The sequence below is a fragment of the Synechococcus sp. CCY 0621 genome (assembly GCF_019038465.1).
GTDB lineage: Bacteria > Cyanobacteriota > Cyanobacteriia > PCC-6307 > Cyanobiaceae > Cyanobium.
The window spans coordinates 170207-190386 of sequence record NZ_JAFKRH010000015.1 but is presented as its reverse complement, the minus strand read 5'-3'; the positions used below and the strand labels follow the sequence as shown (position 1 = coordinate 190386).

At 69.7% G+C, this 20180-nt stretch carries 26 protein-coding genes and 1 tRNA gene; 14 read left to right on the top strand and 13 right to left on the bottom strand.

Annotated features, from left to right (window positions below; translation table 11 throughout):
• Positions 1-4: 4 nt before the first annotated feature.
• Entirely contained in the window at positions 5-562 is a 558-nt protein-coding gene (locus tag KUG43_RS06105) for a tetratricopeptide repeat protein (RefSeq protein ID WP_216907137.1), read from the top strand.
• Positions 563-578: 16 nt separating this feature from the next.
• On the opposite strand, the gene KUG43_RS06100 is transcribed toward KUG43_RS06105, so the two are convergent.
• The gene (locus KUG43_RS06100) at positions 579-1154 is read right to left on the bottom strand and encodes a hypothetical protein (RefSeq protein ID WP_216907135.1); all 576 of its coding nucleotides are present in this window, start codon (positions 1152-1154) and stop codon (positions 579-581) included.
• 66 nt (positions 1155-1220) lie between these two features.
• Between KUG43_RS06100 and KUG43_RS06095 the strand changes: the two genes are divergently transcribed.
• The 4 genes from KUG43_RS06095 to KUG43_RS06080 all read left to right on the top strand — a co-directional run bounded on the left by KUG43_RS06095 (position 1221) and on the right by KUG43_RS06080 (position 4677).
• Positions 1221-2042 carry a thiazole synthase gene (locus KUG43_RS06095; protein ID WP_216907133.1) on the top strand — a complete coding sequence of 274 codons (822 nt, stop codon included), beginning with the start codon at positions 1221-1223 and terminating at the stop codon, positions 2040-2042.
• Positions 2043-2100: 58 nt separating this feature from the next.
• Positions 2101-2265 (top strand): photosystem II assembly protein Psb34, encoded by a 165-nt coding sequence (gene psb34, locus KUG43_RS06090; protein WP_015109856.1) that lies wholly within the window; start codon positions 2101-2103, stop codon positions 2263-2265.
• A gap of 68 nt (positions 2266-2333) precedes the next feature.
• On the top strand, positions 2334-3530 hold the full coding sequence (locus KUG43_RS06085) for an NAD-dependent epimerase/dehydratase family protein (protein ID WP_216907131.1): 1197 nt from the start codon (positions 2334-2336) through the stop codon (positions 3528-3530).
• Positions 3531-3540: 10 nt separating this feature from the next.
• Positions 3541-4677: a glycosyltransferase family 4 protein gene (locus KUG43_RS06080; protein WP_216907129.1), complete on the top strand. Its 1137-nt coding sequence runs from the start codon at positions 3541-3543 to the stop codon at positions 4675-4677.
• Between the two features lie 18 nt (positions 4678-4695).
• On the opposite strand, the gene mrdA is transcribed toward KUG43_RS06080, so the two are convergent.
• From mrdA to cbiD, 5 genes are all read right to left on the bottom strand, one after another.
• Entirely contained in the window at positions 4696-6477 is a 1782-nt protein-coding gene (gene mrdA / locus KUG43_RS06075) for a penicillin-binding protein 2 (protein ID WP_216907127.1), read from the bottom strand.
• Positions 6477-6887: a hypothetical protein gene (locus tag KUG43_RS06070; protein WP_216907125.1), complete on the bottom strand. Its 411-nt coding sequence runs from the start codon at positions 6885-6887 to the stop codon at positions 6477-6479. The genes mrdA and KUG43_RS06070 overlap by 1 nt, the downstream gene beginning before the upstream one ends.
• 52 nt (positions 6888-6939) lie before the next feature.
• Positions 6940-7581: a DUF8672 family protein gene (locus tag KUG43_RS06065; protein WP_353617942.1), complete on the bottom strand. Its 642-nt coding sequence runs from the start codon at positions 7579-7581 to the stop codon at positions 6940-6942.
• 63 nt (positions 7582-7644) lie between these two features.
• Positions 7645-9264, bottom strand: coding sequence for a glutamine-hydrolyzing GMP synthase (gene guaA / locus KUG43_RS06060; RefSeq protein ID WP_286194435.1), 1620 nt, complete (start codon positions 9262-9264; stop codon positions 7645-7647).
• Between the two features lie 47 nt (positions 9265-9311).
• Positions 9312-10445, bottom strand: coding sequence for a cobalt-precorrin-5B (C(1))-methyltransferase CbiD (gene cbiD, locus KUG43_RS06055; protein ID WP_216907297.1), 1134 nt, complete (start codon positions 10443-10445; stop codon positions 9312-9314).
• Between the two features lie 80 nt (positions 10446-10525).
• Here cbiD and KUG43_RS06050 point away from each other — a divergent pair, with 80 nt between their 5' ends.
• From KUG43_RS06050 to KUG43_RS06040, 3 genes are all read left to right on the top strand, one after another.
• Entirely contained in the window at positions 10526-11677 is a 1152-nt protein-coding gene (locus KUG43_RS06050) for a pyridoxal-phosphate-dependent aminotransferase family protein (protein ID WP_216907116.1), read from the top strand.
• 60 nt (positions 11678-11737) lie between these two features.
• Positions 11738-12205, top strand: a complete 468-nt coding sequence (locus KUG43_RS06045; RefSeq protein WP_216907114.1) for a hypothetical protein — start codon at positions 11738-11740, stop codon at positions 12203-12205.
• A 62-nt stretch (positions 12206-12267) separates the two neighbouring features.
• A tRNA-Gly gene (locus tag KUG43_RS06040) sits at positions 12268-12339 on the top strand.
• A gap of 307 nt (positions 12340-12646) precedes the next feature.
• Here the strand turns inward: KUG43_RS06040 and KUG43_RS06035 are convergent.
• From KUG43_RS06035 to KUG43_RS06025, 3 genes are all read right to left on the bottom strand, one after another.
• Positions 12647-12880 carry a hypothetical protein gene (locus KUG43_RS06035; protein ID WP_216907320.1) on the bottom strand — a complete coding sequence of 78 codons (234 nt, stop codon included), beginning with the start codon at positions 12878-12880 and terminating at the stop codon, positions 12647-12649.
• A 220-nt stretch (positions 12881-13100) separates the two neighbouring features.
• Complete coding sequence (locus KUG43_RS06030; protein WP_216907318.1) at positions 13101-13352, bottom strand: DUF8683 family protein; 252 nt, start codon at positions 13350-13352, stop codon at positions 13101-13103.
• 50 nt (positions 13353-13402) lie between these two features.
• Positions 13403-13687 (bottom strand): hypothetical protein, encoded by a 285-nt coding sequence (locus tag KUG43_RS06025; RefSeq protein WP_216907112.1) that lies wholly within the window; start codon positions 13685-13687, stop codon positions 13403-13405.
• A 111-nt stretch (positions 13688-13798) separates the two neighbouring features.
• Between KUG43_RS06025 and KUG43_RS06020 the strand changes: the two genes are divergently transcribed.
• The 3 genes from KUG43_RS06020 to KUG43_RS06010 all read left to right on the top strand — a co-directional run bounded on the left by KUG43_RS06020 (position 13799) and on the right by KUG43_RS06010 (position 15236).
• Positions 13799-14320, top strand: a complete 522-nt coding sequence (locus KUG43_RS06020) for an AbrB family transcriptional regulator (protein ID WP_216907295.1) — start codon at positions 13799-13801, stop codon at positions 14318-14320.
• Between the two features lie 63 nt (positions 14321-14383).
• Positions 14384-14836, top strand: coding sequence for a DUF6554 family protein (locus KUG43_RS06015; protein ID WP_216907110.1), 453 nt, complete (start codon positions 14384-14386; stop codon positions 14834-14836).
• Positions 14820-15236: a hypothetical protein gene (locus KUG43_RS06010; RefSeq protein ID WP_216907316.1), complete on the top strand. Its 417-nt coding sequence runs from the start codon at positions 14820-14822 to the stop codon at positions 15234-15236. The genes KUG43_RS06015 and KUG43_RS06010 overlap by 17 nt, the downstream gene beginning before the upstream one ends.
• A gap of 11 nt (positions 15237-15247) precedes the next feature.
• Here KUG43_RS06010 and KUG43_RS06005 read toward each other — a convergent pair whose 3' ends face one another.
• A complete protein-coding gene (locus KUG43_RS06005; RefSeq protein ID WP_216907293.1) occupies positions 15248-16816 on the bottom strand; it encodes a DEAD/DEAH box helicase in 1569 nt (522 codons plus the stop codon).
• Positions 16817-16912: 96 nt separating this feature from the next.
• Between KUG43_RS06005 and KUG43_RS06000 the strand changes: the two genes are divergently transcribed.
• Entirely contained in the window at positions 16913-17350 is a 438-nt protein-coding gene (locus KUG43_RS06000) for an HNH endonuclease (protein ID WP_216907108.1), read from the top strand.
• Here the strand turns inward: KUG43_RS06000 and KUG43_RS05995 are convergent.
• Positions 17296-17553 (bottom strand): hypothetical protein, encoded by a 258-nt coding sequence (locus KUG43_RS05995; protein WP_216907314.1) that lies wholly within the window; start codon positions 17551-17553, stop codon positions 17296-17298. The two genes, KUG43_RS06000 and KUG43_RS05995, sit on opposite strands and share 55 nt — an antisense overlap.
• A gap of 34 nt (positions 17554-17587) precedes the next feature.
• On the opposite strand from KUG43_RS05995, the gene KUG43_RS05990 reads away from it, so the two are divergent.
• Positions 17588-18523, top strand: coding sequence for an SDR family oxidoreductase (locus KUG43_RS05990; RefSeq protein WP_216907106.1), 936 nt, complete (start codon positions 17588-17590; stop codon positions 18521-18523).
• Here the strand turns inward: KUG43_RS05990 and KUG43_RS05985 are convergent.
• The gene (locus KUG43_RS05985) at positions 18481-18663 is read right to left on the bottom strand and encodes a hypothetical protein (RefSeq protein ID WP_216907104.1); all 183 of its coding nucleotides are present in this window, start codon (positions 18661-18663) and stop codon (positions 18481-18483) included. The genes KUG43_RS05990 and KUG43_RS05985 overlap by 43 nt on opposite strands.
• 27 nt (positions 18664-18690) lie before the next feature.
• Between KUG43_RS05985 and pdxA the strand changes: the two genes are divergently transcribed.
• Positions 18691-19686, top strand: a complete 996-nt coding sequence (gene pdxA, locus KUG43_RS05980) for a 4-hydroxythreonine-4-phosphate dehydrogenase PdxA (RefSeq protein WP_216907102.1) — start codon at positions 18691-18693, stop codon at positions 19684-19686.
• Here the strand turns inward: pdxA and accB are convergent.
• Positions 19683-20177: an acetyl-CoA carboxylase biotin carboxyl carrier protein gene (gene accB / locus KUG43_RS05975; protein ID WP_216907100.1), complete on the bottom strand. Its 495-nt coding sequence runs from the start codon at positions 20175-20177 to the stop codon at positions 19683-19685. The genes pdxA and accB overlap by 4 nt on opposite strands.
• Between the last annotated feature and the right edge of the window lie 3 nt (positions 20178-20180).

Sequence of the window (20180 nt, the reverse complement as noted above, 5' to 3'; positions counted from 1 at the left end):
CCCGATGAACGACCTGCTGCCCCAGGCCTACCTGCTGGGACTGATCGCCCTTCTGGGCGTGGCGGCCGTCGTGGTCGCCCGCCAGATCCTGCGGGTTCGCCAAGACGAACTCGCCATGGCCCGGCTGGGGGGCAACGACAAGGCCGGCGGCACCCCCAGGGATGTCACGACCCTGTACGAGCTGGCGTCCGTACAGCTGCGCAAGCGCCTCTATGCCGAGGCGCAGGTGAACCTCAAGCAAGCGCTGAAGCTGGCGGACGCCGAAAACGCCCCTGCCGAAGCCAGGGCCCTGATGGAGAACGCCCTCGGCTTCACCCTCGCGGCCCAGAACAATTACGCCGCGGCCGTGCGGCACTACCGGGCCGCCCTCAGGGCCAAGGCTGACTATCCGGTGGCGATCAACAACCTGGCCTTCGCCTTGGAGAAGCAGTCGAAGCCTGACGAAGCCAGGACCCTCTATGAGCGGGTGCTGCAGTTGGAAGCCACCAACAAGACGGCCCGCAAACGGCTCTCGATCCTCGAACGCCGCAGCGGCCAGGAGGCCGGCGGCAAAGCCTCCTGAAGCCCTGAAGCAAGGCTCACCAGAGGCCGCGCACCGGTGATTCACTCGCCGCTGGGCCGGCAGGGCGGGTAGCCGTGGTTTCCGGAATCAGCTGCAGGCGTCCTCCCGGGGTCGTGAGGCGCGGCGCGCGCCAGCCACTCAGGGACAGGCCCTGCACGCTCTGAAAGGCGCCACCGGGCTCCAGGGCGCCGCCGAGGGGATCCCCCAGCAGCAGCAGATCCAGCTGGTCCGACTTCGCATTGAGGTTGCCCTGCACGGGTGACTCGACCCCGCCGATGGCGATCGCACCACGCAGATCGACCATCTGGCCCATCGGCGTGGCCCCGTCGATGCGCAGCTGGACGGGCACGGCAGGACCACCACTGAACGACTGGTACCGGCCGCTCCAGCGACGGGGCAGCTGTTCGGCGATCAGGCGGGCCCGGGCGATCGGATCGAAGGTCTCGACCTCGCCGCTGGCTCCGCCGTCCTGGACGGTCGCCTGGATCTCGGGGGGGGTGAACGGCACAAACCCGTTGGCCGGCAGGGGGCTGGCGGCAAGCACCGGGCTGGCGGCGAGCAGCAGGGGCAGGGCGGCCAGAGGCACCGGCATGACGTGGGTCTCGTGGGCAAAGGGCAGACTAATCGGGATGCGCCCGTCCGCCGCCGGCTTCCGACCTTGACCGCCATCGTCCCCCCTGCCTCCCACGACGATCTGGTGATCGCCGGCCGCCGCTTCCGCAGCCGTCTGATGACCGGCACCGGCAAGTACCCAAGCCTGGAGGCCATGCAGGCCAGCCTGGAGGCCAGCGGCTGCGAGATCGTCACCGTGGCAGTCCGGCGGGTCCAGAGCGGTGCCCCGGGCCACGGCGGGCTGATGGAGGCGATCGACTGGAGCCGGATCTGGATGCTGCCCAACACGGCCGGCTGCGCCACCGCCGAGGAGGCGGTGCGGGTGGCCCGGCTGGGCCGGGAGCTGGCACGGCTCGCGGGCCAGGAGGACAACAACTTCGTGAAGCTGGAGGTGATCCCCGATTCCCGCCACCTGCTGCCCGACCCCTTCGGCACCCTCGAGGCCGCCGAACAGCTGGTGAAGGAGGGTTTTGCCGTGTTGCCCTACATCAACGCCGATCCCCTGCTGGCCAAGCGGCTGGAGGAGGCAGGGTGCGCCACGGTGATGCCGCTGGGATCGCCGATCGGTTCGGGCCAGGGCATCCGCAACGCCGCCAACATCGCCCTGATCATCGAAAGCGCCAGCATCCCGGTGGTGGTGGATGCGGGCCTCGGGGTGCCCAGCGAAGCCGCCCAGGCGATGGAGATGGGCGCCGACGCCCTGTTGATCAACAGCGCCATCGCCCTGGCGGGAGATCCGGCGGCGATGGCACGGGCGATGGCCCTGGCCACCGAAGCCGGCCGCACCGCCCTGCTGGCGGGCCGACTGCCCCAGCGGGCCGACGCCAGGGCCAGTTCACCGCTGGAGGGTCGTGTGACGAACCATTGACGATCCAACTGATCCAGGCAGCCCTCCATAGGGTTTGCCGCACACCGATTCCCCAGCCATGCAAGTCACCGAAGAAGACGGCGGCAAGCTGAATGCCTTTGCCAAGGAGCCCCGCATGGTGCTCCAGGAGCAGGGGGAGACCAGCGGCGCCAACCGGATGCTGCTGATCGGCGGCCTGGTGCTGGTGGCCGTGATGGTGGCAGTGGCGGCCGGCATCAGCTGAGACCGGAGGGCCATCTGAGGCCTGTAGTAGCTTGCCCGTCTGAGCAACCGCTCGTTCAGGAGTCTGGGGTGAAGGTTCTCGTTCTCGGCGGCGACGGCTTCTGTGGTTGGCCCTGTGCCGTGAACCTGGCCGAAGCCGGACATGACGTTGTCATCGTCGACAACCTCAGTCGGCGCAAGATCGACATCGACCTGGGCGTCGAGTCGCTGACGCCGATCTCCACCATCCAGGACCGCCTGCGGGCCTGGGACCAGGTGGGCGGCCGCACGATGACCTTCGTGCACCTCGACATCGCCCGGGAGTACGACCGGCTGGTGGAGTTGCTGCGCAGCGAGCGCCCCTCGGCCATCGTCCACTTCGCCGAGCAGCGGGCCGCCCCTTACTCGATGAAGAGCAGCGCCACCAAGCGCTACACCGTCGATAACAACGTCAACGGCACCCACAACCTGCTGGCGGCCATTGTCGACAGCGGCCTTGATGTCCACATCGTGCACCTCGGCACCATGGGCGTCTACGGCTACGGATCGCACCGCGGCGCCACGATTCCGGAGGGCTACCTCACGGTGGAGGTGCCCCAGCCCGACGGCACCTGCTTCACCGAGAAGATCCTGCACCCCACGGATCCGGGCAGCGTCTATCACATGACCAAGACGCTGGATCAGCTGCTGTTCTTCTACTACAACAAGAACGACGCGATCCGGGTCACCGACCTGCACCAGGGCATCGTCTGGGGCACCAACACCGACCTCACCCAACGGGATCCGCGGCTCACCAACCGCTTCGACTACGACGGCGACTACGGCACGGTGCTGAATCGCTTCCTGATGCAGGCCGCGATCGGCTACCCCCTCACCGTGCACGGCACCGGCGGCCAGACGCGGGCCTTCATCCACATCCGCGATTCGGTGCGCTGCGTCCAGCTGGCCCTGGAGCACCCCCCCGAGCCCGGCGAGAAGGTGAAGATCTTCAACCAGATGACCGAGAGCCACCAGGTGGGCGAACTGGCCCGCAAGGTGGCGGCCCTCACCGACGCCGAGATCAACTACCTGCCCAACCCCCGCAAGGAGGCGATCGAGAACGATCTGATCGTCGACAACCGCTGCTTCATCGAGCTGGGCCTCAAGCCCACGACCCTCGATGACGGCCTTCTGGCGGAGGTGGTGGACGTGGCCCGCCGCTGGGCCGACCGCTGCGACCGCTCCAAGATCCCCTGCGTCTCGGCCTGGACCCAGCGCCAGGCCGAAGCGATCAAGGCCTTCGCCTGATCACCCGCCTGTGAAGATCGCCTTTTTCACGGAAACCTTCCTTCCGAAGGTGGATGGCATCGTCACGCGGCTCACCAAGACGGTGCAGCAACTGGTGGCGGCCGGCGATGAGGTGCTGATCTTCTGCCCCGAGGGGGCTCCCGACACCTACATGGGCGCCCGGGTGGTGGGGGTGCCGGCGCTGCCGCTGCCCCTCTACCCCGAGCTGAAACTGGCCCTGCCGCGGCCGGCGGTCTCCGAAGCCCTGGATCGCTTCGGTCCCGATCTGGTCCACGTGGTCAACCCCGCCGTGCTCGGCCTGGGGGGCATCTGGCTGGCCCGCAGCCGCGGCCTGCCGCTGGTGGCCAGCTACCACACCCACCTGCCCAAGTACCTGGAGCACTACGGCATGGGGATGCTGGAGCCCCTGTTGTGGGAACTGCTCAAGGCCGCCCACAACCAGGCCCAGCTCAATCTCTGCACTTCCACCGCCATGGTGGAGGAGCTGGCCTCCCGGGGCATCCAGCACACGGCCCTCTGGCAGCGCGGCGTGGACACCGACCTGTTCCGCCCCGAACTGGCCTCCGCCGCCATGCGCCAGCGGCTGCACGGCGGCCATGACGACACCGGCCACCTGCTGCTGTACATCGGCCGGCTCTCGGCGGAGAAGCAGATCGACCGGATCCGGCCGGTGCTGGAAGCGATGCCCCAGACCCGCCTGGCCCTGGTGGGGGACGGTCCCCACCGCCAGCAGCTGGAGCGCCATTTCGAGGGCACCGCCACCACCTTCGTGGGCTACCTGGCCGGCGAAGAGCTGGCCTCGGCCTATGCCAGCGGTGATGCCTTCCTGTTCCCCTCCAGCACGGAAACCCTCGGCCTGGTGCTGCTCGAGGCCATGGCCGCCGGCTGTCCGGTGGTGGGGGCCAACCGGGGCGGCATCCCCGACATCGTCAGTGATGGCGTCAACGGCTGCCTGTACGACCCCGACCAGCCCGCCAGCCTGCCGACGGCCGTCGAACGGCTGCTGGGCGACCCGGCCGCCCGCCGCCAGCTGCGCCTGGCCGCCCGCGAAGAGGCCGAACGCTGGGGCTGGCCCAGCGCCACCGCCCAGCTCCAGGGCTACTACCGCCAGGTGCTCAACCGGGGCCGGCTGCAGCAGGTCGCCTAAAGCTGCACCAGAAGCCGATCAGCCCGCCTTGAGCGGCGCCGGCGGCTTCACCCCCCGGAACCAGACGGTCATCAGCGCCTTCACCATCGGCGCCGCCACAGTGCCGCCGTACCCACCGGAGTTCTCGCCGAAGGCGACGATCACCAGGGTGGGCTTGGCGGTGGCCGGGGCATAGCCGCCGAACCAGGCGTGGTCGGGACGGGGGGGGTCCTCGGCGGTGCCGGTCTTGCCGGCCACCGGCGGCAGGCTGGGGTCGTTGAGGATGGTGGCCGTGCCGGTGGTGACCGCCTGGCGCAGGCCGGCATGCAGCACCCGCAGGGTGGCCGGCTTTAGCCCCAGCCACTTGCGGGGGTAGTCGCGCTCCACCAGGTGGGGCGTCACCAGCCAGCCGCCATTGGCCACGGCCGCGTAGAGGCGGGCCATCTGCAGCGGGGTGACGGTCACCGCGCCCTGGCCGATGGAGGAGGTGATCGTATCGACCGGGGTCCAGGGTTCGCCCAGCACCTCCTTCTTCCAGGCCGGATCCCCCAGCAGTCCAGGGGATTCCTCGGCCGCCAGCTCACTGCCGGTGCGGCTGCCGTAGCCCAGGCGGCGGGCGGCCTTGAACAGCTCGTCCGGACCGACCATCAGCCCCACCTTGTAGAAGAAGCTGTTGCTGCTCACCCCGAGGGCGAAGGGGAAGCCGATGCTGCCGAAGGAGCCATGGTCGGCGTAGCACTGGCCGTAGTAGCAGAAGGAGCCCACCGTCGGCACGGTGGAGTTCTCGTTGAGCTTGCCGGACTCGATGCCGGCGATGGTGGTGACGATCTTGAAGGTGCTGGCCGGAGGGAAGCCCTGGAAGGCCCGGTTCAGCATCGGCGCCTCCGGCCGGTTGAGGCTGTTCCACTGGGCGGTGGTGGGGCCGTCGGAGAAGATGTTGGGATCGAAGTTGGGCCGGCTGGCCATGGCCCGCACGGCCCCGGTCTGGGGGTCCATCGCCACGATCGCCCCCTTGCGCACCCCGTCGAGGGCCTTCTCGGCGGCCCGCTGCAGGTCGAGATCGAGGGTGAGGCGCAGATCCTTGCCGGCCTTGGCGGGCTTGTCCCCCAGCACGCGCTGCACCTGGCCCTCGGCATTCACCTCCAGCTGCTGTCCGCCCCACTCGCCACGCAGGTGGGTTTCGTAGACCTTCTCCAGCCCGCTGCGGCCGATGCGGTCGCTGATGCGGTAGCCGTGATCCTTGAGGGCGGCGTACTCCTCCTCGGTGATGCTGCTGGTGTAGCCCATCACATGGGCCCCCAGGCTGCCGTCGGGGTAGGCCCGCAGCACGTCCTCGGACACCTCCGCCCCCTGCAGGCGGCCGGCCTGCTCCCGGAAGCGCAGCACCTGCACGGGCGTGAGCGAGAGCGCCAGCGGGATGCGGAAGCCCTCGGCGTTGGCGCCGCTCCGGCGCTGGGCCTCCAGCCGGTCGGCGGGGATCCCCAGCAGGCCAGCGAGCCGGTCGCGCAGCTCGGGCCAGCGGCGGTCGTCGACCTGGAGGGGCTGAAGGTACAGGTTGTAGGTGAGGCGATTGGTGGCCAGCACCCGGCCCTTGCGATCCAGCAGGCGCCCCCGCACGGGGTTGCGCGGCAGCAGCCGGATCCGGTTCTCGTCGGCCATGGCCCGGTTCTCAGCCCCATGCAGCAGCTGCAGCCAGGCCAGCCGGCCGAGGATCGCCGCCAGGATCAGCAGCATGACCGAGAGCAGGAGGGCGGCCTGGTGCCCCGTCCCGGTGTGGCGGGTGGTGGAAGGGCCGACCCCGCCGCCGACAGCGCGGACCATCAGGCGATCCGGCTCTGGAGCAGGGCCAGCCGCTCCTCGATGCGCCCCAGGGCGGCCAGCAGTTCGGCCGGGTCGGCGGGGGTGGGCGGGGCTGGGATGTCCCAGGCGGGAGGGGCCGCCTCGGGCCCGCTGACGACCTGGGCGTCCTCGGCGGCGACGTCGCGCACCTCCACCTTCATCACCGGGTTGCCCAGACCGGGCTGGAAGCGGTCGAGGTTCTCCCGCACCTGGCTGGCCGCGGGTTCACCCTCCTGGCGCAGCTGGGCGAGGGGATCGGCACTGGTGCCGTTGAAGGCGGCAAGCACTTCGGCCGGTCCCCCCTTACGGGCCCGCTCCACCACCGCCAATCCCAACGGCAGCACGTCCTGCATCAGGGCCAGACGCAGGGAATCGAGAGGATCGGCAGCCATGACGTCGCCAACGGGACCAGCCCTGTCAGTCTGACGTGCCGAACGGCTCGCTTCAGGGTGCGGGACGCTGCACCCCGGGATCGACGATCACCTGGCTGCAGAAGCGGGTGCTGCCGAGCCACCAGCCACCGGCGACGGCCAGCACCAGCAGGACGCTGAAGGGCAGCAGCGCCTGGCGGGTGCCCTCGAGGGAGAGCCACTCCATCCAGCCCCGCAGCAGGCGGTCACGGTCGAAGCGGCGCCGCTCCCGCAGGCTTTCCTTGCCGCGCCGGTCGAGGGCCCGTGCCACCCAGCGCTCGAAGGCCTTCTTCTTGGTGACGGCCATCTTGCGCTCCACCTCCAGCAGGTGGCCGGCGCTGAGGTCGGGGTTGAAGGTGCTGATCAGCTCCAGGCTCTTGAGAAACATCTCCACCGCCCCCTCCTTCACCGCCAGGTCAGCAGGATCCAGCCCCTCCCAGTCGAGTTCGGGATAGAAGCGCAGGCGGTTGCTGAGGATCTGCTCCTCCGGCAGCTGGCCGGGCTCCCGCAGCCAGCGGTCGGTGTTGGCATCGAACCGACGCCAGTAAAGGAAGGGATTGAGGAAAACGGTCTTGCCGGCCAGCAGGATGCTGTCCTGCTGCAGACGGCGGTGCAGCTGGGGGTCGTGCTCAGCCCCGGCAGGGCTGCCAGCGACGACGGGGGAGACGGAAGGCACGGAGCAAAGGCCGGGCGCCGACGTTATCGAAGTTGGCCCCCTGGGGCCAGCCTGGGGACCCGCCTACTCCCACTCGATCGTGCCGGGGGGCTTGCTGGTGATGTCGAGCACCACCCGGTTCACCCCCCGCACCTCGTTGACGATGCGGTTGGAGATCAGCTCCAGCAGGTCGTAGGGCAGGCGCGACCAGTCGGCGGTCATGCCGTCCTCGGAGGAAACGCAGCGCAGCACGATCGGATAGGCGTAGGTGCGCTTGTCACCCATCACCCCGACGCTGCGCACCGGCAGCAGCACGGCGAAGGCTTGCCAGATCTCGTCGTAAAGGCCGGCGTCTCGCACCTCCTCGCGCACGATCAGATCGGCGTCCCGCAGGATGTCGAGCTTGTCGTCGGTGACCTCCCCCAGGATGCGGATCGCCAGGCCGGGGCCCGGGAACGGGTGGCGCCCGACGATCTCCTGGGGCAGCCCCAGGCTGCGGCCCACCTTGCGCACCTCATCCTTGAACAGGCGGCGCAGCGGTTCCACCAGCTTGAACTGCAGATCCTTGGGCAGGCCGCCCACGTTGTGGTGGCTCTTGATCTTCACCGCCACCCGTTCGCCGGTCTTGGGGTCGACGTTGGTGCCGGCCGATTCGATCACATCCGGATACAGCGTGCCCTGGGCCAGATAGTCGAAGGGGCCGAGGCGGCGGCTTTCCTCCTCGAACACCCGGATGAACTCGGTGCCGATGATTTTGCGCTTCTCTTCCGGGTCGGTGATGCCGGCGAGCTTGGAGATGAAGCGTTCACGGGCATTGATGTATTCCACGTTGATGTGGAACTGGTGATCGAAGAACTCCATCAGGAACTCCGGCTCGCCTTTGCGCATGAAGCCCTGGTCGATGAACATGCAGGTGAGGCGATCACCGATTGCCTGGTGCAGCAGGAAGGCCAGGGTGGAGGAATCGACCCCGCCCGAGAGGGCCAGCAGCACCCGCTTCTCGCCCACCTGGGCGCGCACCTCGCCGATGGCCTCGTCGATGAAGGCGGCCGTGGTCCAGTCGGGGATGCAGCCGCAGATGTGATAAACGAAGTTGCGGATCATCACCATGCCGCAGGTGGAATGCACCACCTCGGGATGGAACTGCACCCCGTACAGGCGGCGGGCATGGTCGGCCACCGCAGCCTCGGGGGTGTTGTCGGTGTGGGCGAGGCGCACGAAGCCGTCCGGCAGCGCCTCCACCGAATCACCATGGCTCATCCACATCGTCGAGCCACTGGCGACGTTGGTGAGCAGATCGACCGGGTCGTCGACATGGAGCGGCGCCTTGCCGTATTCAGCCCGGCCGGCCGCGACCACCGATCCGCCCAGTTGCTGCACCATCAGCTGCATGCCGTAGCAGACCCCCAACACAGGGATACCCAGCTCCCAGAGGCCCGGGTCGCAGGAGGGCGCACCCTCTTCGTACACAGAGCTCGGCCCCCCGCTGAGGATGATCCCTTTCGGAGCCAGGGCCTTGAGTTCCGCGGCGGTGGTGGCGTAGCCCATCACCAGGGAGAACACCTCCGTTTCCCGCACCCGGCGGGCAATCAACTCGGAGTACTGGGAACCGAAATCCAGGATGACGATGGCCGGGGGACGGCTGGAACCGCTGGCATGGTCCCGATCCGAACCCGATGGAGCGGTCTGCGGCGTTTGGGACATCGGCTCGAAGGCGGGCAGGGCCAGGGCCCGGTATCGGTGCCTGCACCCTAGGTCGCGCCCCTGAAACGCTCCATCAGCTCCACCCCCACCGGACCGCAGACCCTCACCTGGCGGCCGCGGTCGAACAGGGCAGCCCCCACCGCGACCGGCGGGGCGCCATGGCTGGCCAGGTAGGCCTGGCAACGACTTTCGATGCTGGCGGCGATGCGCGCCCGCAGGCGCGCGGCCAGGTCGGGATCGTGCTGCTCCAGGCCAGCCAGGGCGGCCTCCACCGTGGCGGCCCCATGCAGGGCTTCGAGCGTGGATCCGGTGGCCCCCTCCAGGGCGGCCAGGGCGGTGAGCACCTCGGCGCGGCCATCGGCCAGGTGGTGGTGGGTGTGGAAGATGCCGCCGGCCAGCTTGATCAGCTTGCCCTGGTAGCCGAACAGCAGCAGCCGTTGCACCCCCGCTTCGGCGGCCGCCACCAGCACCGGCCCGAGCCAGTTGCCCGCCTTGAGCAGCAGCTGCGGCGGCAGTCCCAGCCGCGGGGCCAGATCGAGACCGTTCTCGCCGATCACCAGCACCAGGTCGCCGTCGAATCCCGGCGCGGCCACCCGCCCGGCCAGCTCGGCCAGGGTGCGGCTGAGCTGGTCCGGATCGGCGCCCGCCTGCACCTCGGCCTGGGTGCCGATCAGGGCCAGCCCCTCCACCACCCCGAAAGCCGCATTGCTGGTGCGCTCCGCCAGACGGCGGCCGTCGGGGAGCACCAGGGTGAGCCCCAGTCGGCGGCCGGCCGGCAGCAGGGGTCGCAGGTTCGCCTCCAGCAGCTGCTGGGCATAGGCAGAGAGGCAGGCCTCCCCGGTCGCCGCGTGGACCCCCACCCCCTCGCCTGGCTCCAGCTGGAGCCAGGGCCCGTCGCCGGGGAGCCAGCGGGCCAGCACCCAGACCACCAGCCCACGGGTGAGGTCCAGCCCCTCGCCCGGATCACAGCAGCTCTCCCCCAGGGCCAGACCATCCCCCAGCGGCGCGGCGGCCCGCACCGGGATCGCTACCACCCCCTGCGGCTGCAGGAGTTCCAGGGGCACGGCGGCGTTGAAGGGCTCCCCTTGCAAAGCCCCGAGGGCGGCGCGGGCCGCCGCCGCCAGCCACACCGGCAGGGTGAATCCCCGCGGGGGCGCGGAGGGGGGGCGCAGGGAATCGATGGCCGGCGGGAACGCTGTTTTTTATGGTGGTCGATCGCCTTGCCTTCGCCGGGCCCGCGCTCCTTCATTCCCCACCGCTCATGCAGGACAAGCTCACTCTGATGATCCCCGGCCCCACCCCGGTGCCGGAGACCGTCCTGCAGGCCATGGCCCGCCATCCGATCGGCCACCGCAGCGGCGATTTCCAGAAGATCGTGCGGCGTACCACCGAGCAGCTGCAGTGGCTGCACCAGACCAAGGGCCACGTGCTGGTGCTCACCGGCAGCGGCACCGCGGCGATGGAGGCGGCGATCGTGAACACCCTCAGCCGCGGCGACAAGGTGCTCTGCGGCGACAACGGCAAGTTCGGCGAACGCTGGGTGAAGGTGGCGAAGGCCTACGGGCTGCGCGTCGAGGTGATCAAGGCGGAATGGGGCCAGCCCCTCGATCCGGAGGCCTTCCGCGCCGCCCTTGAGGCCGACACCGCCAAGGAGATCCGGGGCGTGATCCTCACCCACTCGGAAACCTCCACCGGGGTGATCAACGACCTGCAGGCCATCGCCGGCCATGTGAAAGCCCACGGCACGGCGCTCACGATCGCCGACTGCGTCACCAGCCTGGGGGCCTGCGACGTGCCCATGGACGCCTGGGGCGTGGACGTGGTGGGCTCCGGCTCCCAGAAGGGCTACATGATGCCGCCCGGCCTGAGCTTCGTGGCCATGAGCGAGCGGGCCTGGACGGCCTACGAGCGCTCCGATCTGCCCAAGTTCTATCTGGATCTGGGCAAGTACCGCAAAGCCGCCGACGACGACAGCAACCCGTTCACTCCGGCGATCAATCTCTACTTCGCCCTTGAGGCCGCCCTGGGGATGATGCAGAAGGAGGGCCTGCAGGCGATCTTCGCCCGCCACGATCGCCATCGGCGCGCCACCCAGGCGGCGATGAAGGCGATCGGCCTGCCGCTCTACGCGGCCGAGGGCCATGGCAGCCCGGCGATCACGGCGGTGGCCCCGGAAGGCATCGATGCCGAGGTCCTGCGCAAGCACGTCAAGGAGCGTTTCGACATCCTGCTGGCCGGCGGCCAGGACCACCTCAAGGGCAAGGTGTTCCGCATCGGCCACCTGGGCTTCGTCTGCGACCGCGACGTGCTCACCGCCGTGGCGGCCATCGAGGCCACCCTGCAGGACCTGGGCCTGGCCAAGGTGCCCACCGGAGCTGGCGTGGCGGCGGCGGCGGCGGCCCTGGCCGGCTGAACGCCCAGACGGCGGGGTGGCGAGGGCCGAATTAGGTTCATGGTGGACGCTTTTGACGCCATGAACCTTGCTGCCCACAGGCACCTTCCCCTTGCTGCCGCCCTCTGCCTGGGTCTGGCGACGGCCGGTTGCCAGCGCGCCGACCTTTCCCAGCAGACCAAGAAGACCGAAGCCAGGATCTGCACCGAGCTGACCACGGTGAATCAGGCCCTGGAGCAGGTGGCCGCCCTGACACCCACCTCCACCGTGGGTGAAGCCAAGGCGGCCCAGCAGAAGCTGGAGCAGTCGATCGCGGCCCTGCAGACCTCGGAGAACCAGCTGCAGAAACTGCGGGTGGAGGCCTTCCGCAAGGTGCTTGAAGGCTTCCGTGGGGAGGTGGCCACAGCCTCCGCCAACAAGACACAGACGCTTGAACAGGCCGCCAATGAGCTGAAGCCCAAGGCCCTGGCCGTGATTGCCGCCCGCAGGGCGCTCTCCGCGGCGGTGCAGTGCGAGGAGCCGGCTCCAGCGGCCCCCAGCAAGCCCTGACAGGCGGTGCAGTGGCTCTGGGCGCCCGAAAGCCGCCCAGAGCCTTGCTAGTGTGATCAAATGCGGGTGTAATTCAGTGGTAGAATGTCAGCTTCCCAAGCTGAACGTCGCCGGTTCGAATCCGGTCACCCGCTTGGCAAAGCCTTAACAAAAAGAAGACTTGAAAAGCAGCGAGCTTGCGGACTTTCCTCATGGTCTGCATCAAGCAGCACGAGCCAAGACGTCGCTGTGACACCGATTAAGGCCCTGTCTCTGCTTGCACTCCAATCGATTGAAACTCGCGTCGATGTTGCTCAGGAGCCCCATTCAGCTCCATTGGCGGTACCGGGGCAAAACGGCCGGCCCTTGTGGTGGTGTGGCGGCGCCAACGGATGCACAGGTGGTTCTCCCGCCCGACAACGTGGGCAAGAGCGATGCCTCCAAGGGGCTGAACAAGCGCGCTCAGGCGCGAGGCTTGATCAGCTGGAGCACCTGCAGACCAAGGCCACCGGCACGCCGCTCACAATCAAGGGCCTCCAGGATCGCCCGCGCCGAGCCTTCCAGATCACCTCCGGTGGCCGCCGCACGCGCCTGTTCGTTGAGGGTGGCCGCCTGGAGCAGCAGGCGCTGGCGAGCGGTGGGATCGGACAGCGGCGAGACGCTGGACCTTGCACGCAGTGGAGGGTCCAGCGTCAAGGTGACGGGGGCAGTCGGGTTGAAGACAATCATGGCCGGCGAGGATGTCGCACTATCAAAGACATTCACAACGGGTCCGTTGGCATCCAACAGTCCCCTTCGTTTTGGGATCTTACTGCACAACATATGGTCCAGAGCCATCAGGAGGCCTCTGGCACAAAAAAGAAATGATTGGGGAGGTTTTGAATGATCTCCCCCCCATGGTTGTCGCCCGGGCTGTTCAGGTGCCCGGTTCTTCCTGATTCCCACCCAGGGCTGCGATCTGGGAGCGCAGCTGGTCGGAGCGCTGCTGATCGCCGCGGGTGAGGGCAACGGCGAGGGCGAACTCCAGCTTCTCGAGCTGGTGATCACCTTCCTCCTGGGAGTGGCGGCGTAACTGGCAGTGGGGGGCAGGGATGGCCGCGCGAGAGGCGGCACCTTGCCCATGCAGGTTGTTGGAAGAAGACTGGTAAGGGGAAGTGGGGAAGGCCATGACCACCTTTCTTTTCATTTTGACACCCCTGACCAGGGGGATGCGCGGCCTCAGGCGGCGGAAGGGTAGGGAACGTCGTCGATGCTGGCGACCACAGGGGGTGCCTCGGAGCTGACGCCGATCTCCAGCAGATGGCGGCAGTCCTGCAGCAGACGCTCGACGTTGTCGAGGCTGGCCAGTTCTTCCGGCTCCGGGCGGGCCTGGTTCGACGCCTGAAGTTCCATCGCCGCCAGACGCTGCTCCAGGGTCACCAGGCGCTGGGAAAGGGCATGGATGGTTTCGGCGAGATCTTCAGCATTGCGGCTGATGCGGAACGACACCGAGGCGGGGGCCATGGCGGGGAAAGCAACGGGGCTGTGCCGCATGACAACACACCCGGACGGCCGCCTCAAGCATCAGCGGCAGCGATCTCCCAGAGTGGGCCCTGTTGATCGGGCTCCATGACGATGCACCAGCCCTGGCATCTGTTGCTGTATCTGATGGCGGGACTCACCGGCGGCCTGCTGGCCCTGCGCACCGGCATCCCGGCGGCGCCGCTGGCCGGGGCCCTGCTGGGGGCCGCCCTGGTCAGCGTGACCGGACGGCTCGAGGTGGCCCAGTGGCCGGTCGGGTCCCGCACCCTGCTGGAAATCGGCATCGGCACGGTGATCGGCACGGGCCTCACCGGCACGGCCCTGCTGGAGCTGCGCCAGCTGTGGCGGCCCGCGCTGCTGATCACGGTCACCCTGGTGGTCACCGGTCTGGTGGTGGGCTTTGGCTGCAGCCGCCTGATGGGCGTCGACCCGGTGGTGGCCCTGCTGGGGGCGGCCCCGGGGGGCATCAGCGGCATGAGCCTGGTCGGGGCGGAGTTCGGCGTCGGGGCGGCCGTGGCCAGCCTGCATGCGGTGCGGCTGATCACCGTGCTGGTGATCCTGCCGCTGGTGGTGAAGCTGGTGCTCCCCGCCGCCGCCGCCCCGCCGGGCGGCTGACCACCCTGGACAGCCGCGCAGGGGTCGATACGTTGGGCCACCTCGTTCTTCCCTTGCGGTCCGATGGCCACACGCCACTTTCTCCTTCGCCGACTGGGCCCCCTCGTCCTGGCGGCGGCAGCCGGCCTGCTCGCCACCGCCGGCACAGCACAGAGCGCCCGCGCCGGCAATGACATCGAGGGGCCCGGGGGCAAGGGCGCCCAGGTGTACTGCTTCATGCGCAACAACGGCAACGTCCACGAAGTCAGCTGGACGGCCTCCTATGCCCTGATCAAGCGCCAGAGCGCCGGTCTGTTCAAGACCTCCCCTGAACATGCCGCGGTGATGATCACCGAGGCCGTGGTTCAGAACCCCGGCACCTTCCCCGATTGCGGCCGGTTCCTGGGCGATCTGTATGCGCCGCGCACCCCCAGCAGCTCCGCGACCAGCCCCGAACCCAGCCCCACCGCCATCTCGGTCGTCGGCGGTGGTAAGGCTGGTGGCAGCGGCATGACCCGGAGTGAGCGTTACAACTGAGCGGGCCGGCGTGCACGCCCCCACCGCGCGCCAGCGGCGACCGCCCCTTGTGCTGCTGCTGGCCCTGGTGCTCGGCGGCTGCGTCGAGCAGCCCCTTCCCCAGCGACCGATCACCCGCGAGGACTGCCTGCGCACCGTGAAGCTGGAGGACCTGCCCAGCGCGCTGCAGCAGTGCGACAAGGTGGTGGCGGCCTTCCCGAAGGATCCCGGCCCCCTGAACGAACGCTTCCTGCTGCACACCCTGGCCGGGAACACCGCCGCCGCCTGCCGGGACATCGCCCAGGCCACCACCCTGGCCGCCGCGGCGCCCAAGGGCAAGCTGGATCCGATCCTGCGCCAGGACCTGGAGGTGCGGCAGCGCAGCTGCACCGAGGAGGAACCCGCCAAGGCGGGGGGCTGAGTCACGCCGCCCTAGACGCTGTCGAGCCACTGGCGCACCAGCGCCGGCAGGGCCCGCTGGCGCTGCAGCAGCAGGGAAATCCGTTCGGCCTTGCTGGCGATCAGGTCGTCCACCAGTCGATCGGCGACGCCCAGTTGCAGCCAGTGGCTGGTGAGCGCGGCGCCCATGCCGATCCGGTGGCAGCGGTCTTCGGCCTGCTCGGCGTCGCCCGGGGTCCAGGGCCGTTCGACCAGCACCACGTGCCTGGCCCGGTGCAGGGTGAACCCCAGGCCCCCGGTGCCGTAAGTGGCGATCAGCACGGGGCTGCGCCCCGACTGAAAGGCATCCACCAGCCTCTGCCGCTGGGCCGGGGGCACGGCGCCGACCAGGGGCCCCCCGTCGTCACCGTGGCCGATCTGCCGGTGCAGGGCCAGGGCGGTGGCCACGAAGGCCGTGAACACCACCACCGCTTCGCCACGGTCCCGCAGGTCGGCGACCAGTTCGGAGGTGGCGGCCAGCTTGTGGCGCGAAGCGATCTGGCGCAGGGCCGTGAACACGGCCAGGGCTTCGGCATCGCGGCGCACCTCACCGGCCCAGGCCCGGCGGCGGTAGTCGTCGATCCGCTCCTGCAGGGCCCGCTCGAAGGCCACGGCCTCGGCGGCGTCGAGGCTCACGGGCCGCTCCAGCCGCTGCTTGGGCGGCAGGTCGAGGCACTGCCCCTTACGCCGATGCAGCACCAGGGGCCGCACCAACCGCTGCAGCTCCTCCAGCTGGCTGGCGCCGCTGGCCTGCCAGATCCGCCGCCCCCCCTGCTCGCGCCAGTGCCCCTGGCAGTAGCGCTCCTCAAAGTGGCGCTGGTCGGCTCCCAGGGGGTGGCCGATGGCCGCCAGCAGGGGAAACAGCTGGACCGGCCGGCCATTCTTCATCGGCGTACCGGTGAGCAGCCAGATCGCCCGCAGGCGTGGATGGCGGGCCAGCCGCAGGAACGCCTGGGTGCGGGCGGCGTGGATCGTCTGGGCGAAGTGGGCCTCATCGGCGATCAACACCGTGCCGGCGTCCGGCAGCTCGGCAGGCAACCGGGCCCAGCTGTGCAGCTCCAGCCGCAGACCCAGCCCCGCCGCCTCCTGCCGCCAGTGATGATGCAGCCCCGCCGGGGCCACCACCACCAGCCGGCAGTCGGCCAGGCGCACCAGGGCACGGCCGGCCACCAGGGCACTGAGGGTCTTGCCGAGGCCCATCGCATCGGCCAGCACAGCCCCGCGCCGGGCCAGCAACCAGCGCACCGCCTGCCGCTGATGGCGGAACAACCGGCGGCCATCGGGCATGTCCTCCTCGGCGGCGGCCGCCGCCACCAGGGCCCGGTGCGGGGGCAGGGGCGGCAGGGGCTGCGACAGCCAGGCGAACCACTGCTCCAACTCCGGTGTGACCGGAAAGCGGCCGGCGCACTGCTGCTGCAACGCGGCGGCCGCCTCGAGGGGAAACTGCCAGCAGCCGCGTCGGCTGAGCCACTGCCCGCGGGGGCGGATCGCCCGCAGGTGCGCCTGGGTCACCGCATCGAAGGGACTGACAACTTCGATCAGACCCGAGGCGCCCAGGCGCATCTGCACCAGGGGGGTGGCCAATGCGGCAAAAAGCAATCAAGAACACATTGACAGCCGGGGCGCTGAGGGCAAACTTCCGCCAACCGAGGCGCGCTGATGCAGGCCAGGGATGGAGTCTTTCTCGAAGATCTCTGCCCCAAGCTGCGAGCGCGACGATGGCGACAGTCGCTGCACCGGATGACCGGCCGTCGGTGCCTCTATTGCGGCGAGGCCTCCGAATCCATCGACCACGTGCATCCGCTGAGCCGCGGCGGCCAGAGCATCACCGAAAACTGTGTGCCGGCCTGCCTGGGCTGCAACGGCCGCAAGGGCGACAGCGATGCCTTCACCTGGTACCGAAGCCAGCCCTTCTACGACCCGCGCCGGGCGATGGCCCTGCGGGCCTGGACCGATGGTGACCTGCGCCTGGCACTGCGGCTGCTGCAATGGGTGGCGCCCGTTGAAGCGGAGACAGCCACGGCGGCCGAGGCCGAAGTGACTCACCAGACCCGGCAGGCCTCCACGCCGTTGTGGCGGTGGCAGATAGCCTCCTGATCGCGGGGCTGCTCCGGCGCCAGCAGCACGGCCCCGAGCACCAGCCCAACCGCCAGCAGCAGGGGCGTGGTGGTCCGGGCCCGGGGCATCGAGCCCAGGCGGTTGCCGCCGCCACTGGGGAGGGGGCGGCTGTGGGGACGGCCCGTGGTAGGCGCCGGTGCGAGGCCGACAGGGAGACTGGCCTGGAACGAGGAGGTGGTCACGGGATGGGGATCAGACAGTGATACAGATGTACTGATGTCGATGGAATCTGTCAACCCGGTGGCCGTTACCGATCGGATCGACCACCCGGCCCTTGCCGCTGCCGCCGCTGCCATCGGCCGGCTGCTGGTGCTCGGCGGGGGCTACACCGGGCGGCGTGTGGCCCAGGCGCTGGAGGCGGCCGGCGTGCCGGTGCTGCTCACCCACCGCCAGCCCTCCCCAAGCGCCAACGAGCCGGGCTGGCTGCACTTCGATCCCGACCAGGGGGCACTGCCCACCCCGGCGGACCTGGCCGGGGTGAGCCATGTGCTGGTGACGATCCCGCCCAATGCCGGCGGCCGGGATCCGGTGCTCGAGTCGCTGGAGGCCCAGTTGCGGCGCCTCGATCCCGCCTGGGTGGGCTACCTCTCCACCACCGGGGTCTACGGCGACACCGATGGTGCCTGGGTGGACGAGACGAGTCCCACCCGGCCGCTGCTGGAGCGCAGCCAGGCCCGGCTGGCCTGTGAGCAGGCCTGGCGCCGCAGCGGCCTGCCGGTGCAGCTGCTGCGCCTGCCGGCCATCTACGGCCCCGGCCGCAATCCGATGCTGAACCTGCGCAACGGCACGGCGCGGCTGATCCACAAGCCCGGCCAGGTGTTCTCCCGGGTACATGTCGACGACATCGTCGGGGCTGTGCTGCACACCATCGCCCTGCCGCCCCAGGCCAGACCCGACACCCTGATCCTGGCGGACACCTTCCCGTGCCCCTCCAGCGAGATCCTGGGCCTGGCCGCCCACCTGCTGGGCTGCAAGCTGCCGGACGTGCAGCGCTACGCCGACGTGGCGCCCAGCATGGGACCGATGGCCCGCAGCTTCTGGAGCGAGAATCGACGCACCAGCAGCCGAAGGCTCCGGGAGGATCTCGGCTACCGCCTGCTCTATCCCACCTACCGGGAGGGCTTGTCGTCTTGTTCAGAGGACTTCTTCTGAGCGCCGAAGATCGAGGGGTCGATCAGCTTGGAGATTCCCGTGTCCTTGCCCATCTTCTGCCAGTCCACCACGACCCATTCGTTGCGGAAAGCGACCCCTCCCCCCAGCAGCAGCGCACCCAGTAGCAGCAAGCGGACCATGGACCGACCCCGACAACCCCCGATCGCATGAAAACTACAGCGGATCGCCTTGTCATCGCCCTGGGGGATCCCGCCGGCATCGGCGCCGAGGTGACCCTCAAGGCCCTCGCCCAGCCGCGCCCCGCCGGCCAGGAGGTGGTGCTGGTGGGCTGCGGCCGCTGGCTGCGCGACTGCCACCGTCGATTGCTGGCGTGCAGCAACACGCCCCTGGCCGACCCCGACGACTTCAGCCTGGAGGACGTGCCGCTGGAGCAGCCGGTCGTCCCGGGGGTCAGCAGCGCTGCCGCCGGCGCCGCGAGTTTCGCCTGGCTGACCCGGGCCGTGGCGCTGGTGGCGGCCGGCGGCGGCCGGACCCTGGTGACCGCCCCGATCGCCAAGGCCAGCTGGCAGGCAGCCGGCCATGCCTATCCCGGCCAGACGGAGCGGCTGGCGGAACTCACCGGCAGCACCGACGCCGGCATGCTGTTCACCGCCCTGGCGCCCGGCGGCGGCTGGCGGCTCAACACCCTGCTGGCCACCACCCACATCCCCCTGGCCGAGGTGAGCGGCCGGCTCACTCCGGAGCTGGTGAGCCGGCGATTGGAGGCCCTGCTGGCCTTCTGCCGTCGGTTCGAGGGCCAGCCACGGCTGGTGGTGGCCGGCCTCAACCCCCATGCCGGCGAAGGGGGGCATCTGGGCCGGGAGGAGCAGGACTGGCTGATCGCCACCCTGCAGCGGTGGCAGAGCCTGCATCCGGAGGTGCGGCTGGAGGGGCCCGTGCCGCCGGACACCTGCTGGTTGGAGGCGGCAGCGGCCTGGAAAGGAGAAGGCGCCGGGGCGGACGGCTATCTGGCGCTCTATCACGATCAGGGTCTGATCCCCGTGAAGCTGCTGGCCTTCGACGCCGCCGTCAACACCACCCTGGGGCTGCCCTTCCTGCGCACCTCCCCCGACCACGGCACCGCCTTCGGAATCGCCGGCCGGGGCGTGGCCCGGGCCGACAGCATGGCGGCGGCGATCCGCACCGCCTGGGAGCTGGGCTAGGCCGCCTTGATCCGCATCAGCACCTGACCGAATTCCACCGGGGTGCCGTTCTCCACCAGGATCTCCACCACTTCGCCGCTGAACTCACACTCCAGCTCGTTCATCAGCTTCATGGCTTCGAGGATGCAGACCGGCTGGCCGGCGCTGATGCGGCTGCCAACCTCCACAAAGGGGGCCTCACCCGGTGCCGAGGAGCGGTAGAACGTGCCCACCATCGGGGCGGTGACGGCCTGAAGGTCGCTCCTCACCGAGGCGGCCGGTGGCGGTGGCGCCGAGGGACCGGGGGCGGCACCCACCGGGGCGACGGGCATGGGGGCGAGCGGAGCCGGCCCGGCCGGGGCCTGCACCATGGTGACCGTCGCCGGTGCCGGCGACGGCAGGTTGCGGCGCACCTCCAGTCGGAAATCGTCGCCTTCGAGCTTGAGCTCCTGGATGTCGCTGTCCCCGAGCAGGGCCAGCAACTGGCGCAGTTGGTCGTGATCGAGCTGCATGGC

What these genes read in the sequence shown, in the direction of transcription:
- KUG43_RS06105 (WP_216907137.1), top strand. Translation starts at nt 5, where the DNA reads ATGAACGACCTGCTGCCCCAGGCCTACCTGCTGGGACTGATCGCCCTT.
- KUG43_RS06100 (WP_216907135.1), bottom strand. Translation starts at nt 1,154, where the DNA reads ATGCCGGTGCCTCTGGCCGCCCTGCCCCTGCTGCTCGCCGCCAGCCCG.
- psb34 (WP_015109856.1), top strand. Translation starts at nt 2,101, where the DNA reads ATGCAAGTCACCGAAGAAGACGGCGGCAAGCTGAATGCCTTTGCCAAG.
- mrdA (WP_216907127.1), bottom strand. Translation starts at nt 6,477, where the DNA reads ATGGTCCGCGCTGTCGGCGGCGGGGTCGGCCCTTCCACCACCCGCCAC.
- KUG43_RS06070 (WP_216907125.1), bottom strand. Translation starts at nt 6,887, where the DNA reads ATGGCTGCCGATCCTCTCGATTCCCTGCGTCTGGCCCTGATGCAGGAC.
- guaA (WP_286194435.1), bottom strand. Translation starts at nt 9,264, where the DNA reads ATGTCCCAAACGCCGCAGACCGCTCCATCGGGTTCGGATCGGGACCAT.
- KUG43_RS06050 (WP_216907116.1), top strand. Translation starts at nt 10,526, where the DNA reads ATGCAGGACAAGCTCACTCTGATGATCCCCGGCCCCACCCCGGTGCCG.
- KUG43_RS06045 (WP_216907114.1), top strand. Translation starts at nt 11,738, where the DNA reads ATGAACCTTGCTGCCCACAGGCACCTTCCCCTTGCTGCCGCCCTCTGC.
- KUG43_RS06030 (WP_216907318.1), bottom strand. Translation starts at nt 13,352, where the DNA reads ATGGCCTTCCCCACTTCCCCTTACCAGTCTTCTTCCAACAACCTGCAT.
- KUG43_RS06025 (WP_216907112.1), bottom strand. Translation starts at nt 13,687, where the DNA reads ATGGCCCCCGCCTCGGTGTCGTTCCGCATCAGCCGCAATGCTGAAGAT.
- KUG43_RS06020 (WP_216907295.1), top strand. Translation starts at nt 13,799, where the DNA reads ATGCACCAGCCCTGGCATCTGTTGCTGTATCTGATGGCGGGACTCACC.
- KUG43_RS06015 (WP_216907110.1), top strand. Translation starts at nt 14,384, where the DNA reads ATGGCCACACGCCACTTTCTCCTTCGCCGACTGGGCCCCCTCGTCCTG.
- KUG43_RS06005 (WP_216907293.1), bottom strand. Translation starts at nt 16,816, where the DNA reads ATGCGCCTGGGCGCCTCGGGTCTGATCGAAGTTGTCAGTCCCTTCGAT.
- KUG43_RS06000 (WP_216907108.1), top strand. Translation starts at nt 16,913, where the DNA reads ATGCAGGCCAGGGATGGAGTCTTTCTCGAAGATCTCTGCCCCAAGCTG.
- KUG43_RS05990 (WP_216907106.1), top strand. Translation starts at nt 17,588, where the DNA reads ATGTCGATGGAATCTGTCAACCCGGTGGCCGTTACCGATCGGATCGAC.
- KUG43_RS05985 (WP_216907104.1), bottom strand. Translation starts at nt 18,663, where the DNA reads ATGGTCCGCTTGCTGCTACTGGGTGCGCTGCTGCTGGGGGGAGGGGTC.
- pdxA (WP_216907102.1), top strand. Translation starts at nt 18,691, where the DNA reads ATGAAAACTACAGCGGATCGCCTTGTCATCGCCCTGGGGGATCCCGCC.
- accB (WP_216907100.1), bottom strand. Translation starts at nt 20,177, where the DNA reads ATGCAGCTCGATCACGACCAACTGCGCCAGTTGCTGGCCCTGCTCGGG.